Genomic DNA, 14,544 nt, shown 5'->3' on the forward strand with positions numbered 1-14,544 from the left:
TTATTCGCCGGACGCCTGGTCTCAACGCCGCTGTACTCCACGCCCCTGATCTCCACGCCCCTGATCTCAACGTCGAGGCATCAGCTGCGCGGGATCCGTGATCGGCAGGCGGCAGGCGAAACCGGTGCAGTCATAGATCACACCCTCGCGGCCCGCGCGATCGTCGAGGAGCGCGAAGCCGGCAGCGCTCCAGGCCGCCGCCTGCGCGGGGGTCACGACCACGGTCGTGTCCGCCTCGGCAAGACGGGCCGCCGCGGCGAGCGGCCCGTCCGGATCCTCCGTCACCACCACGAGCTGACGGGGCGGGCGCGCGAGGCCGTCCGCCACGCGGAGGATCGCGCCCGATCCGAACGGCTGGGCGAGCGCCCGCACCGCGCGGCTCTCCACGAGCCGCTGCGCCCGCGCGCGATGCTCGTCCCCGGCGCCGAGGCGCCACGCCGTGAGCGACGCCGCGGCGATCGCGGAGCCTCCCGAGGGGAGATCGCCGTCGGTCTCGTCCTCGGCGCCGGCGATCCCCTGCGCCGCGAGGACCGGATCCGGCTCAGGCTCACTCTGAAGGATGTCGAGCGCCGTGCGCGCCCAGGACACCTCGCCTGTCGCGGACGCGAGCGCGAACAGCCCGTCCGCGAGCAGTCCGAGATCCGACGTCGCGGCGACCGCGGAGGAGGCGACCCCGTCGAGCGACGCGCGGACGAGCCGCCCCGCCGCGTCACGGTTCGTCCGCAGCACGGCGCGTGCCGCGTCCGCCGCCGCCGCGATCCATCCTGGTTCGCCCAGGACCGCGCCCGCGCGGGCGAGGGCGCCGATCGCGAGGCCGTTCCAGCCGGTGATGACCTTGCCGTCCACCGCAGGGGCTGCCGCGTCTGCGCGCTCGGCGAGCGGCAGACGGTAGTACCCGCCCTCGCTGCGCTCCCCCGCGACGACGCTCTCGGAGTCCTGCGCAGCGCCGAACCCTCCGCCCGGGCGACGGAGCGTGCCGAGCAGGAAGGCGGCGATGCCGCGGACGAGATCGTGCCGACCCGCGTCGAGCGCGACCTCGAGCAGCTGGGCGTTGTCCGTGAGCATGCGCTCATAGTGCGGAACCGTCCAGTCGCGCTGCGTGGCGTAACGGAAGAAGCCGCCGCCCTCGTCGTGGAGCTCCGAGGACGCCATCGCGGCGAGCGCGCGCTGCACCACGTCGTCGCGGCGGGCCGCCTGGAGGAAGCGCAGCGTGGTCGCGACGGGGAACTTCGGCGCTCCGCCGAACCCTCCGAACAGCGGATCCTCCCGCTCGGCGATCGCCTCCGCCGCCGTCGCGAGCGCCTCGACGTCGGGCACGTCCCCGGGTTCCGCCGCCGCCTCCTCGGCGAGCGCCGCGGCCACCGCCCCGGCCTGCGCGTCGACCTCGGCGCGGCGCTCCGTCCACGCCTCGCGCACGGCCGCCAGCACGGTGCGGAAGGACGGCACGCCGCCGCGGGCGACCGGAGGGAAGTACGTCCCGGCGTGGAACGTGCGCCCCTCCGGCGTCGCGAACACGGTGAGCGGCCAGCCCAGGTGCGGGGTGAACGCGGACGCGGCGGCCAGATAGGCCGCATCGACGTCGGGATGCTCCTCGCGGTCGACCTTGATCGCCACGAAGTCCCGATCGATCTCCGCGGCGACCGCGGGATCCGAGAACGACTCGCGCGCCATCACGTGGCACCAGTGGCAGGTCGAGTAGCCGATCGAGACGAGCACGGGCACGTCGCGCCGACGCGCCTCGGCGAAGGCCTCCTCGCCCCAGGGGAACCAGTCCACGGGGTTCTCGGCGTGCGCCCGCAGGTAGGGGCTTCCCGTCGTCGCGAGCCGGTTCGTCATGGCCGTGGGGTCAGTTCACCTCGTCGGGGTGCGACGCGACCCGTCCCGAGCCGTCGCCCGGGTCGAGGGCGTCGATCGCCGCGATCTCGACGTCGCTCAGCGCGAAGTCGAACAGATCGAGGTTCTCGCGCAGTCGCTCGGCGCGCACGGACTTCGGGAACACGATGTTGCCGTGCTGGAGGTGCCAGCGCAGCACGACCTGCGCGGGGGTCTTGCCGTGGGCGGCCGCGGCCTCGGCGACGGCCGGGGTGCCGAAGAGGTCGTACTTGCCCTGGCCGAGCGGGCCCCACGCCTCGATCTTCACGCCGTGGTCGCGCGCCCACGAGACGACATCGCGCTGCTGGTAGGCGGGATGCAGCTCGATCTGGTCGACGGCGGGGGTGACCCCGACCTCCGCGACGATGCGCTCGAGGTGCGGGACGAGGAAGTTCGAGACGCCGGCGGAACGGGCCAGGCCCCGATCGCGGATCGACACGACCTTCTCCCAGGCGTGCACGTAGTTGTCCTTCGCCGGGGTCGGCCAGTGCACCAGGTAGAGGTCGACGTGGTCGAGGCCGAGCTTGTCGAGACTCTCCGCGATCGCAGCATCCGGCTCGTCGCCGTCGTGGCGGTCGTTCCAGAGCTTGGTGGTGATGAACAGCTCGTCCCGCGGGATGCCGCTGGCCGCGATCGCCGCCCCCACGCCGGACTCGTTGCCGTAGATCGCGGCCGTGTCGATGTGGCGGTAGCCGATCTCCAGCGCCTCGCTCACGGTGCGCTCGGTGTCGGCCGGATCGACCTTGAACACCCCGTATCCGAGCTGGGGGATGGTGTGGCCGTCGTTCAGCGTGATGTCGGGGATCGTCATGTCCTCCACCCTAGGACGCCCGCACGGGGCGCGACCGGGGGGCGACGTGACGGGTGCGGGGCGATAAGCTGGAGGGCTATGTCTGCGCCCGTGATCTCCTATCCGCCGGAACTGCCGGTCAGTGCCGCGCGCGAGGAGATCGCCGCCGCGATCCGCGACCATCAGGTGGTCGTCGTCGCCGGGGCGACCGGATCCGGGAAGACGACGCAGCTGCCGAAGATCCTGCTCGACCTGGGCCGGGAGCGGATCGCGCACACCCAGCCCCGCCGGCTCGCGGCCCGCACGATCGCCGAGCGCGTGGCGGAGGAGCTCCGGGTGCCGCTCGGCGGCCTCGTCGGGTACAAGGTGCGCTTCACGGACCAGGTGTCCGACGAGACCCGCATCGCCCTGATGACCGACGGGATCCTGCTCAACGAGATCCACCGGGACCGGCTGCTGCGCCGCTACGACACGATCATCATCGACGAGGCCCACGAGCGCTCCCTCAACGTCGACTTCCTCCTGGGCTACCTGCGCCGGATCCTGCCGGAACGGCCGGATCTGAAGGTCGTCATCACGTCCGCGACGATCGATCCGCACAGTTTCGCGAAGCACTTCGCCGACGCGGACGGCGAGCCCGCGCCGGTCATCGAGGTCTCCGGACGGACCTACCCGGTCGAGATCCGCTATCGCCCGCTCGTCGACGAGCAGCCCCTTTCCGACACGACGTCGCACACGACGCAGGAGAATCCGGTGCAGACCCCCCGCGGGGGCCCGCACCCGCCCCGGAAAGTCCTGCGTCCTGCCCAGGGGCGGCGGGCGACCGAGGGCGAGCCGGAGGACGAGGTCTCCGCGATCGTCGCCGCGCTGCGGGAGCTGGACCGCGAGGAGCGCGGCGACGTGCTGGTCTTCCTCCCCGGCGAGGCCGAGATCCGGGATGCGGCCGACGCCATCCGCGGCGCCTACCGCTCTCAGACCGCGCTGGTCGAGGTGCTGCCGCTCTACGGCCGCCTCTCCGCCGCCGAGCAGCACCGCGTCTTCGAGCCGTCCACCGTGGCGGGGCTGCGACGCCGGGTCGTGCTGGCGACGAACGTCGCCGAGACGAGCCTCACCGTCCCCGGGATCAAGTACGTCATCGACACCGGCACCGCGCGCATCTCCCGGTACAGCAACCGCTCCAAGGTGCAGCAGCTGCCGATCGAGGCGGTCTCCCAGGCGTCCGCCAATCAGCGCTCCGGACGCGCGGGGCGCACGAGCCCCGGAATCGCGATCCGTCTCTACGGCGAGGACGACTTCGACCGGCGCCCCGAGTTCACCGAGCCGGAGATCCTGCGCACCTCCCTCGCCTCCGTGGTGCTGCAGATGCTCTCCCTCGGCTTCGGCGACATCGCGGAGTTCCCCTTCCTCACCCCGCCCGGATCCCGCGACGTGCGCTCGGCAATCGAGCTGCTCACCGAGCTCGGCGCGGTCAGGACGGCCAGGACGCCGGGCGACTCCCCGTCCCTCACCCGGATCGGCCGCGACATCGCCCGCATGCCGATCGACCCCCGTTTCGCCCGCATGCTCGTGGAGGCGACCAGGACGGGCGTGGTCCCGCCGGTCCTCGCGATCGTCGCCGGACTGTCGATCCAGGACGTCCGCGAGCGACCGTCCGCCGACGCGCCGCAGGGCGTCCGCGACGAGGCGGAGCGCCTGCACGCGCGCTTCGCCGACCCCACGAGCGACTTCCTCACCCTCCTCAACCTCTGGAACCACCTGCGCGAGCAGCAGCGCGAGCTGGGCTCCAGCGCGTTCCGCCGGCTCTGCCGCGCCGAGCATCTGAACTATGTCCGGGTGCGCGAGTGGTTCGACGTGCACCGCCAATTGCGCACGCTCACGCCGAAGGGCGCACGGGCGGACGAGCAGGGCACGGCGGACCCGGATGCGATCCATCGCGCGATCCTCGCGGGGCTGCTCAGCCAGATCGGCGTGCTCGACGAGCGCACCCTCGCCAAGGCGGGGCCGTCCGGCGGGAGGGAACAGAAGCGCCGCAACACCGAGTACCGCGGCGCGCGCGGCATCCGGTTCTCCCTCTTCCCCGGATCCGCGCTGCGCAAGAAGGCGCCGCGCGCCGTCATGGCGGCGGAGATCGTGGAGACCTCGCGCACCTACGCACGCACGGCCGCCGCGATCGATCCGGCGTGGGCGGAGGCGCTCGCGGGCGATCTCGCCAAACGCCAGGTCTCCGAGCCGCACTGGTCGAAGGACGCGGGGGCCGCGGTCGCGTTCGAGAAGGTGACGCTGTTCGGTCTCGAGATCGTGCCGCGCCGGCGGGTGTCGTTCGCACGGATCGACCGTCCCGGGGCGCGCGAGCTCTTCCTGCGCCACGCGCTCGTGGAGGGCGAGTGGGATCCGAGCAGGATCGACAAGCGCGTTTCGGCGTTCTGGCGCAGCAACGCCGAGCTGCGCCGCCGTCTGGAGAAGCTCGAGGAGAGGGAGCGGCGCAGGGACATCCTCGTCGGCGACGAGGCAGTGTTCCGCTTCTACGATCAGCGGATCCCCGCCGACGTCTTCGACGTCCGTTCCTTCGAGGCATGGTGGCGCGAGGCGATGACCGCCACACCGCGCCTGCTCGTGATGCGCGAGGGCGACCTGCTCGACGACGCGGATCGCGCCGACGGGCAGGAGTTCCCGACCCGGTGGTCGCAGGGCGATCAGGTGCTCGGACTCGCCTACCGGTTCGACCCCGGGGCCCCGGACGACGGGGTCAGCGCGGTCATTCCGCTCGCGCTGCTCCAGCAGGTGAAGGATGCCGGCTTCGACTGGCAGGTCCGCGGCCTCAGGGCCGAGCTCGTGACCGCCCTGCTGCGGGCGCTCCCGAAGACGGTGCGCCGGCATGTGGTCCCCGCGGCCGACTGGGCGGAGAAGTTCGGTGCCGAGCTCGCCGAGGACGGCCCCGAGGCGCACGACGGCCTCCCCCCGCGGAGCCTGCGCGAAGCCCTCGCCCGCCTCATCCAGCCGCTCGCGAACCAGAGGGTCACGGCGGACGACTTCGATCGGGAGCGCGTGCCGGCGCATCTGCTCATGAACTTCCGGGCGGTGGACGAGCGCGGTCGCGTGGTCGGATCCGGCCGGGATCTCGGAGCCCTGCAGCGGGAGCTCGCGGACCGGTCGCGTGCGAGCGTCGCCCGGTCGATCGAGCGCGGCGGCGACACCGGCACGGGACGCGGGCGACGTCGGGGAGCGGCGGCCGTCGCCTCGGCGTCGGAGACCGCGGCGGCACCGAGTCAGCGCGACGGGATCACCGCCTGGGATCTCGGCGAACTCCCCGACGTGCTCGACACGCGCGTCGCCGGCGGCGTCGTCCGCGGCTACCCCGCGCTCGTGGATCGGGGCCGCAGCGTCTCCCTGCGGATGGAGGCGACGGCGGATGCCGCGCTCGCCGCGACCAGGGAGGGCGTGCTGCGGCTCGTCCTGCTGGGGATCCCCTCCCCCGCCTCGTACGTGCAGCAGCACCTGACGAGCGCCGAGAAGCTCGCGCTCGCAGCCTCCCCCTATCCGAACGTCGCGGAGCTGATCGAGGATGCGCGGACGGCGGTCGCCCGCGCGGCGATCGACCGCCTGACCGGCCCCTCGACGCCCTCCCCGACGACCGGTGTGGTCCGCAGCGAGGTCGAGTTCACGCGGGTCCGCGAGGCGGTGTCCGCGACGGTCGTCGACGAGCTGTTCTCCCTCGTCTCGCTCGTCGCCAAGATCCTGGCCCGCTCCCGGGAGGTGGAACGGGCGATGAAGGGACAGAACTCGCTCGCCCTCCTCGGTCCGCTCAACGACGTCCGCGGGCAGCTCGCCGGGCTGCTGCCGAACGGGTTCGTCTCGATGGCGGGAACCGACCGTCTCGCCCACTACCTCCGCTATCTCGACGGGATCCTGGACCGGCTGCGCACGCTCGCGGACGCCCCGGGCAAGGACCGCACCCGGATGACGGAATACGAGCGGATGGTGCAGCAGTTCACGGACGCCGGCGGCACGATCCCGCTTCCCCGCACCGCCGAGCCGCGGCTCGTGGAGGTGCGCTGGCTGCTGGAGGAGTACCGGATCAGCCTGTTCGCACAGCGTCTCGGCACGGCGCAGCCGGTCTCCCCGCAGCGCATCGTGAAGGCGCTGGCCGGGGCGTAGACGGCCACGCGCCCGACGCCCCTCACGGGGCCGTAGCCTGGGGGCATGGCTCAGGCGATCGTGCAGACCGAGATCGGCGGACCGGAGGTCCTCACCCTCGTGGAGGTGCCCGATCCCGTGGCGGGCGCCGGCGAGGTCGTCGTGCGGATCGAGGCGGCCGGCGTCAACCCGATCGACGTGAAGCAGCGCAGCGGCGCGCGCCCGCTGCCTCCGATCGTGGAGCCACGGCACGTCGGCTTCGACGGGGCCGGCGTCGTGACCGCGCTCGGATCCGGCGTCGACGCGGTCGCGGTCGGCGACCGCGTCGCGATCCGCGACACCCGGGGGACGTACGCGACGGCGCTGACCGTCCCCGCCGCGCATCTCGCGGTGCTCCCCGACTCGGTGAGCACCGCGCAGGGCGCCGCCCTCGGGATCCCCGCAGGCACCGCCTACCAGTCGCTCAAATCCCTCGACGTCCATGCCGGCGACCTGCTGCTCGTGCACGCCGGATCGGGCGCCGTGGGCCAGGCCGCGATCCAGTTCGCGGTGGCGTGGGGGGCCACGGTGATCGCGACAGGGAGCCCGTCGTCCTTCGACCGGCTCCGTGCGCTCGGCGCGATCCCCGTCCGCTACGGCGACGGCCTCGAGGAGCGGATCCGGGAGGCGGCCGACGGGCGCCCCCTCACGGTCGCGCTGGACGCGGCGGGCACCGACGAGGCCATCGCGTCCTCGCTCGCGCTCGTCGAGGACCGCGATCGGATCGCCACGATCGTGCGCGGACCCGACGCCGCGTCCTTCGGGATCCGCGCCTTCAGCGGAGGAAGCCCGGATCCGCTGACCGCGCAGGAGCTCGCCTGGCGCGCGGAGGCGCTCGCGGCGACGATCGCGCTCATCGCAGAGGGACGCTTCTCCGTCGAGTTCGGCCCCGAGCTGCCTCTCGCGGAGGCCGCGGAGGCGCATCGGTTGATCGAGGACCACTCGACGAGGGGCAAGATCGTCCTGCGCCCCTGAGGCGGCGACCGATCCCTGCGCCGCGGTCGCGCGACCGCTTCGGCGCAACAGTCGGAAACACCCCGCGGACGGAGCGGCCGATCCCCCAGGATGGTGCGGTGACCGATGCCGCCCGTCCGACCGCGCCAGAGACCCGTTTCGCCACGAGGCAGGTGCAGGCGGCCTATACGCCGGGCACTGCGCAGAACACCGCGGTGCCGCCCCTGTACCAATCGGCCGCGTACGAGTTCGCGAGCCTGGCCGAGGCGCGCGACCTGTTCGCCCTGCGCAAGGTCGGGAACATCTACAGCCGCAACGCGAGCCCGACCCAGCAGCTCCTCGAGGAGCGGGTGGCGCTGCTGGAAGGCGGCGTCTCCGCCGTCGCCGTCGCGAGCGGTCAGGCCGCCGTGGCCGTCACGATCCTCGCCCTCGCCGGACGGGGCGGCCATGTCGTGGCCGCCGACCGGCTCTACGGCGGGACGGTCGACCTGCTCCAGGACACCCTGGACGACTTCGGCATCTCGGTGACGTTCGTCGATCAGGACGACCCCGACGCCTGGCGCGCCGCAACCCACGAACGCACCCGGCTCTTCTTCGCCGAGTCCGTCGCCAATCCGGTCGCCCAGGTGCTCGACGTCCGCGCCGTGGCCGACGTCGCACACGCCGCCGGCGTCCCTCTCGTGATCGACAGCACGGTCACCACCCCGTACCTGCAGCGTCCGGGCGAGCACGGAGCCGACTTCGTGGTGCACTCCGCGACAAAGTACCTGAGCGGCCACGGCGGATCGCTCGGCGGCGTCGCGGTGGATCTCGGCACCTTCGACTTCGGCGCCGACCCCGGACGCTGGCCGCAGTTCACGGCTCAGGCGGACCGCTTCGGACCTCAGTCCCTCTGGGAGCGGTTCGGCCAGGGCTACGCCTTCGCCACGCTCGTGAAGGCGAAGTACGTGCACGATCTCGGCCCATCGCTCTCGCCCTTCAACGCGCATCAGATCCTGCAGGGCATCGAGACGCTCGACCTGCGCGTCGCCCGCCAGAGCGCCTCGGCGCTGCGGATCGCCCGGGCGCTGGCCGCGCATCCGGGCGTCGCAGCCGTCCACCATCCGGGCCTGGCCGACAACCCCTGGCATGATCTCGCCGCACGGTACCTGCCGAACGGCACGCCCGCGGTCTTCTCGATCGACCTCGCGTCCCGCGGCGACGAGGACGAGGACCAGGAGCGCGTCGAGCGCTTCGTCGACGGACTCCGCATAGTCCGGCTCGTCGCCAACATCGGCGATGCCCGCTCCCTCGTCGCCCATCCCGCCTCCATGACGCATTCGCACCTGACCGCGGCGCAGCGGGCCGCCGCCGGCATCGGGGCGACGACGATCCGGCTCTCGATCGGGATCGAGGATCCCGACGACCTGCTCGCTGACCTGGAGCGCTCGCTCGCGGCACTCTGAGCAACCCTCGGTACGCTGATCCGGTGCCGATCCTCGACAAAGACATGACGCTGTGCATCTCGCTCTCCGCGCGCCCGAGCAACAACGGCACGAGGTTCCACAACCGGCTCTACGAGTCCCTCGGCCTGAACTGGATCTACAAGGCGTTCGCCCCCACCGACCTCGCGGAGGCGATCGCGGGGGTGCGCGGACTGGGCATCCGCGGCTGCGCGATATCGATGCCCTACAAGGAGGAGGTGATCGCCCTCGTGGACCGGATGGATCCGTCCGCGCTCGCGATCGACTCCGTGAACACAATCGTCAACGACGCCGGGGTGCTCACCGCGTACAACACCGACTACTCGGCGATCGCCGAGCTCCTCGTCCGGAACCGCCTCGACACGAGTTCGTCCGTACTGCTGCGGGGATCGGGCGGGATGGCGAAGGCGACGGCGGCCGCCTTCCGCGACGCGGGCTTCACCGACGTCACGATCGTCGCCCGCACCGAGGCCACCGGTCGCGCACTCGCCGCGCTGTACGGCTTCGACTGGGCGCCGGACGTCGGCGGGCTGCTCGCGGACGTCCTCGTCAACGTCACCCCGATCGGCATGGCGGGCGGCCCGGAGGCGGAGGAGCTGTCCTTCCCGCCCTCCGCGATCGACGCCGCCGCCGTCGTGTTCGATGTCGTCGCCCTTCCCGCGGAGACCCCTCTCGTGCGGGCAGGACGGGCGGCAGGGGCGACCGTCATCACCGGGGCGGAGGTCGCCACGCTGCAGGCGCTCGAGCAGTTCGTGCTCTACACGGGCATCCGCCCGACCGCCGAGCAGGTGCGCGACGCCGAGGAGTTCATGCGTGCGGCGTGACGCAGCCGGGGCGTGCAGGAGGCGCCGGTAGAATCGCACGGTCATGCCCTCCGCTTCGCAGTACCCCGCCCCGCGCCTGGATTCGCGTCCCGTCGAGACCTTCACGGCGACCCTCGGCGATCTCGCCGCGCACCTCGACATCGCCCCTCCCGCCGAGCCGCACCAGGCGTTCCACGGCGTCGCCCTGGCGACCGACCACGTCCGGCCCGGCGACCTCTTCCTCGGGATCAGGGGCGAGCGCTCCCACGGGGCGCGCTTCGCCGCGCAGGCGGTCGCCGCGGGAGCCGCCGCCGTGCTCACGGACGCCGAGGGTGCGTCCCTGGTGCCCGCGGACGTCCCGACCGTGGTCGTCGAGGATCCGCGTCGCGCCGCGGGACCCGCGTCCGCCTTCCTCTACCGCGATCCGGCGAGCGCGATGACGAGCATCGGCATCACGGGGACGCAGGGCAAGACGACCACCGCCTTCTACGTCGCGGCGGCGGCGGGGATGCAGACCTCCGGGACGATCGGATCCATCGGCACGACGGTCGGCGACGACTTCTTCCCGCCCGTGCTCACGACGCCCGAGGCGCCGGAGCTGCAGGCCATGTTCGCGGTCATGCGCGAGCAGCAGCTCGGGACGGTCGCCGTCGAGGCCTCCAGCCACGCCCTCGTGCTCGGCAGGGTCGACGGGTTTGCGTTCGACGCCGGCGTCTTCCTCAACCTCGGCCACGACCATCGCGACTACCACCCGACCCAGGCCGACTACTTCGCGGCGAAGGCGCTGCTGCTCACCCCCGCGCACGCGAAGGTCGGCATCGTGGACGTCGACTCGCACTGGGGGCGGGTGCTCGCGGCGCAGGCGACCATCCCCGTGCGCACGGTCTCGGCGAGCGGCTCGCCGAACGCCGACTGGCGTGCGGAGGACGTGGTGCTGCGGGCGCACGGATCCGAGTTCGTGATCCGCTCGCCACACGGGGAGCGCGTGCGCTTCTCCACCCGGCTCACCGGCGCGTTCAACGTGAACAACATCCTCGCCGCCGTCGCGGCGCTCGCCGAGTCCGGGAGGGATCTCGCCGGCCTCGCCCCCGGCATCGCCGCGCTGCCGAGCGTCGAGGGACGCCTGCAGCGCTTCGACTTCGGGCAGCCGTTCACGGCGATCGTCGACTCCGCGCACAAGCCGGAGGCCATCAACGCGGCGCTGCGGGCGATCCGCACGACCTCACCGGCGGGACGCCTCATCGCCGTGCTCGGCGCGAACGGCAACCGCGACGCCGCCAAGCGCCGCATGATGGGCCGCTTCGCCGCGATGTCCGCGGACGTGCTGATCGTGACCGACGACAACCCCTACGACGACGATCCCGCCGAGATCCGCGCCGCGCTCATCGACGGCGCGCGGTCCAGCGTCGTCGAGATCGCCGAGATCGCCGATCGCCGCGAGGCGATGGCAGCCGCGGTGCGGATGGCCCGCCCGGAGGACACGGTCGTCGTGCTCGGCAAGGGCCATGAGCGCTACCACGCCCTCGCCGGCGGCGAGATCCCGTGGTACGACCCCGACGTGCTCCGCGAGGTCATCGAGGCCCTCTGACCCGTTCGGTCAGCGCCCGGAGGGATCCAGCGGATCGGTCTCGGCGGGGACCGGCCCCGTCTCGATCGGTGCGCCGGGGGTGTTCGACCACGCGCTCCAGGAGCCGGGATAGATCGTCACCTCACGCCCGATCAGTGCACCCGCGAGGGCCAGCTGGGCGGCGGTGACGCCGGACCCGCAGTATGCCGCGATCGGAATGTTCTCGGCGGCACCGGCCAGCTCGAACGCGGCCAGGATCTCCTCCGGACGGCGGAAGCGGCCGTCCTCGGTGAGGACCTCCGCGATCGGCAGGTTGCGCGCCCCGGGGATGTGGCCGGCGACGGGATCGATCGGCTCGCTCTCGCCACGGAACCGTTCGGGAGCCCGCGCGTCGAGCAGCACCCCGGTCCACAGTGCGACGTCCTCGGTGGAGAGCACGTCGTCGTCCCCCGGACTCGTCAGCACGACGTCGCCGGGGACGGGTTCGACGTCTCCCTCCTCGATCTCGCCTCCCGCGTCCCGCCAGGCCGCCAGGCCTCCGTCGAGCACGCGCACGTCCGCGACGCCCGCACGGCTCAGCGCCCACCAGGCCCGCGAGGCGGGGAGCGAGCGACTGTCGTCGTACACGACGACGACCTGTCCGGCATCGATCCCCCAGCGGCGGGCGGCATCCTGCAGCTGCGCATCGGACGGAAGCGGGTGGCGCCCGTCGGAGGGGGCTCCGTGACCGGCGAGCTCGCCGTCGAGGTCCGCGAACACCGCTCCGGGGATATGGCCGGCGAGGTACCTCTCACGGCCGTCGGTGCGGCCCAGCTGATAGCGCACGTCGAGCACACGGATCGGGGCGTCCTGCGAGAGGAGCGCGCGCAGCTCGGTCGCGGAGAGGAGGGCGTCGGCGGACATGGCTCCATTCTGCCCACCTCGTCAGTCCCTGCGGACCCCGTACGCTGGATCCCATGACCGGACTTCGCTGGGGGATCCTCGCCACGGGCGGGATCGCCGCCGCCTTCGCCGCCGACCTGCGCACCGCGGGTCTCGATCTCGTCGCGGTCGGATCGCGGTCGACGGCGTCGGCGGAGGCCTTCGCCGCCCGCTTCGACATCCCGCGCACGCACGGTTCCTACGAGGAGCTCGCCGCGGATCCCGACGTCGACATCGTCTATGTGGCGACCCCGCACCCGATGCACCACGCCGATGCCCGCCTCGCGCTCGAGCACGGCAAGCACGTCCTCGTCGAGAAGGCGTTCACCCTGAACCGCGACCAGGCGCAGGACCTCGCCGATCTCGGTCGCGAGAAGGGTCTGCTCGTCATGGAGGCGATGTGGACCCGCTACCTTCCGCACATGGTGCGCCTGCGCGAGATCATCGCCGCGGGCACCCTCGGCGAGGTGCGCGCCGTCACCGCAGATCACACGCAGCTCCTGCCGAGCGATCCGGCGCACCGGCTGAACGCGCTCGAACTCGGCGGAGGCGCCCTACTCGACCTCGGGATCTACCCGATCTCGTTCGTCCACGACCTCCTCGGCGCCCCGGTGACCGTGCAGGCGGCGGGCCGGCTCGGCGAGACCGGCGCGGACACCGAGGTCGCGACGGTCATGACGCATGCCGATGGCGCCGTGTCGACGACGCTGTCCTCCTCGCGCGCCGCCGGTCCGAACGCGGCCGTGGTCGTCGGCACCGAGGCCAGGGCCGAACTGGAACGGGTATGGTACTCCCCGACCGTGCTGCGGGTGATCCTGCCCGACGGCACCGTCGCGGAGGAGTTCGACGGCCGGATGGACGGACGCGGCGGAGGCCGCGGGATGCAGTTCCAGGCGCAGGCCGCCGAGCGCTTCGTGGCCGACGGATCGCTCGACAGCGATCTGCTGCCTGTCGACGAGAGCGTCGCGATCATGGCGCTCCTGGACGAGATCCGCGCACAGATCGGGGTGCGCTACCCCGACGAGACCGACTGACGTCGGAGAAGGAGAAGGAGCCCTCATGGCCGAGCCCCAGGACAGCCGTGTGGCGGTCTACCTCGATTTCGACAACATCGTCATCTCCTGGTACGACCGGGTGCACGGGCGCAACGCGTACAGCAAGGACCGGCAGCGCATCCAGGACGACCCCGCCGATGCCGAAGTGGCCGAGCGCCTGAGGGCGGCGATGGTCGACGTGGGCGCGATCATCGACTACGCCTCCTCGTTCGGCACGCTCGTCCTCACCCGCGCCTACGCCGACTGGTCGTCGCCCGTGAACGCCGAGTACCGCTCGCAGCTCGTGGCGCGCGCGGTCGACCTCGTGCAGCTGTTCCCCGCCGCGGCCTACGCCAAGAACGGCGCGGACATCCGCCTCGCGGTGGACACGGTCGAGGACATGTTCCGCCTCCCCGACCTCACTCACGTCGTGATCGTCGCGGGCGACAGCGACTACGTACCCCTCGCCCAGCGCTGCAAGCGGCTGGGGCGCTACGTGATCGGGGTGGGCGTGGCCGGTTCCACAGCGAAGTCGCTCGCCGCGGCCTGCGACGAGTTCGAGACGTACGACGCCCTGCCCGGCGTCGCCCGGATCCAGGCCGCCCCCGCGGCCGAGGCGAAGAAGCAGGGCAAGCAGGCGCAGAGCGCACGCAAGCAGGCGCGCACCGCCGCCGCGGCGGAGAAGGACGAGCCGAGCACCTCGGAGCAGGACCAGGCGACCGCGACGCTCGAGCGCGCGCTGCGCCTCGGCCACGACAAGGGCGACGCGGACGAGTGGCTGCACAGCTCCGCCGTGAAGACGCAGATGCGCCGGATGGACCCGTCGTTCAACGAGAAGTCCCTCGGCTATCGCTCGTTCAACGCGTTCCTCAAGTCCCGCGCCGACATCGCCGAGCTCGAGGAGTCGGGTCACGAGCGGCTCGTCCGCCTCCGCGACGACGCCTGAAACCGGCCGGCAAGGGCCGGA

The 14,544-nt window shown here is 72.5% G+C and carries 10 protein-coding genes; 7 read left to right on the forward strand and 3 right to left on the reverse strand.

Annotated features, from left to right (window positions below; genetic code table 11):
* Positions 1–66: 66 nt before the first annotated feature.
* Together Q0P88_RS05880 and Q0P88_RS05885 are read right to left on the reverse strand one after the other, a co-directional pair.
* Positions 67–1,836 (reverse strand): thioredoxin domain-containing protein, encoded by a 1,770-nt coding sequence (locus Q0P88_RS05880; RefSeq protein ID WP_295012066.1) that lies wholly within the window; start codon positions 1,834–1,836, stop codon positions 67–69.
* 10 nt (positions 1,837–1,846) lie between these two features.
* On the reverse strand, positions 1,847–2,683 hold the full coding sequence (locus Q0P88_RS05885) for an aldo/keto reductase (RefSeq protein WP_295012068.1): 837 nt from the start codon (positions 2,681–2,683) through the stop codon (positions 1,847–1,849).
* On the opposite strand from Q0P88_RS05885, the gene hrpA reads away from it, so the two are divergent.
* The 5 genes from hrpA (at position 2,648) to Q0P88_RS05910 (ending at position 11,643) form a co-directional block, all read left to right on the forward strand.
* Positions 2,648–6,817, forward strand: coding sequence for an ATP-dependent RNA helicase HrpA (hrpA, locus tag Q0P88_RS05890; protein ID WP_295012070.1), 4,170 nt, complete (start codon positions 2,648–2,650; stop codon positions 6,815–6,817). The two genes, Q0P88_RS05885 and hrpA, sit on opposite strands and share 36 nt — an antisense overlap.
* Positions 6,818–6,862: 45 nt before the next feature.
* Positions 6,863–7,810 carry an NADP-dependent oxidoreductase gene (locus Q0P88_RS05895; protein ID WP_295012072.1) on the forward strand — a complete coding sequence of 316 codons (948 nt, stop codon included), beginning with the start codon at positions 6,863–6,865 and terminating at the stop codon, positions 7,808–7,810.
* Between the two features lie 98 nt (positions 7,811–7,908).
* Positions 7,909–9,234 (forward strand): O-acetylhomoserine aminocarboxypropyltransferase/cysteine synthase family protein, encoded by a 1,326-nt coding sequence (locus Q0P88_RS05900; protein WP_295012074.1) that lies wholly within the window; start codon positions 7,909–7,911, stop codon positions 9,232–9,234.
* A 23-nt stretch (positions 9,235–9,257) separates the two neighbouring features.
* Positions 9,258–10,076 carry a shikimate 5-dehydrogenase gene (locus Q0P88_RS05905; RefSeq protein WP_295012076.1) on the forward strand — a complete coding sequence of 273 codons (819 nt, stop codon included), beginning with the start codon at positions 9,258–9,260 and terminating at the stop codon, positions 10,074–10,076.
* Positions 10,077–10,119: 43 nt separating this feature from the next.
* Positions 10,120–11,643, forward strand: coding sequence for a Mur ligase family protein (locus Q0P88_RS05910; protein ID WP_295012078.1), 1,524 nt, complete (start codon positions 10,120–10,122; stop codon positions 11,641–11,643).
* Between the two features lie 9 nt (positions 11,644–11,652).
* Here the strand turns inward: Q0P88_RS05910 and Q0P88_RS05915 are convergent, their stop codons facing one another.
* Complete coding sequence (locus tag Q0P88_RS05915; protein ID WP_295012079.1) at positions 11,653–12,525, reverse strand: sulfurtransferase; 873 nt, start codon at positions 12,523–12,525, stop codon at positions 11,653–11,655.
* A 53-nt stretch (positions 12,526–12,578) separates the two neighbouring features.
* Here Q0P88_RS05915 and Q0P88_RS05920 point away from each other — a divergent pair, with 53 nt between their 5' ends.
* Positions 12,579–13,577 (forward strand): Gfo/Idh/MocA family protein, encoded by a 999-nt coding sequence (locus Q0P88_RS05920; RefSeq protein ID WP_295012081.1) that lies wholly within the window; start codon positions 12,579–12,581, stop codon positions 13,575–13,577.
* A gap of 25 nt (positions 13,578–13,602) precedes the next feature.
* A complete protein-coding gene (locus tag Q0P88_RS05925) occupies positions 13,603–14,523 on the forward strand; it encodes an NYN domain-containing protein (protein WP_295012082.1) in 921 nt (306 codons plus the stop codon).
* The last annotated feature ends 21 nt before the right edge of the window (positions 14,524–14,544 follow it).

This window comes from uncultured Microbacterium sp. (assembly GCF_945952435.1).
Taxonomy (GTDB): domain Bacteria; phylum Actinomycetota; class Actinomycetes; order Actinomycetales; family Microbacteriaceae; genus Microbacterium.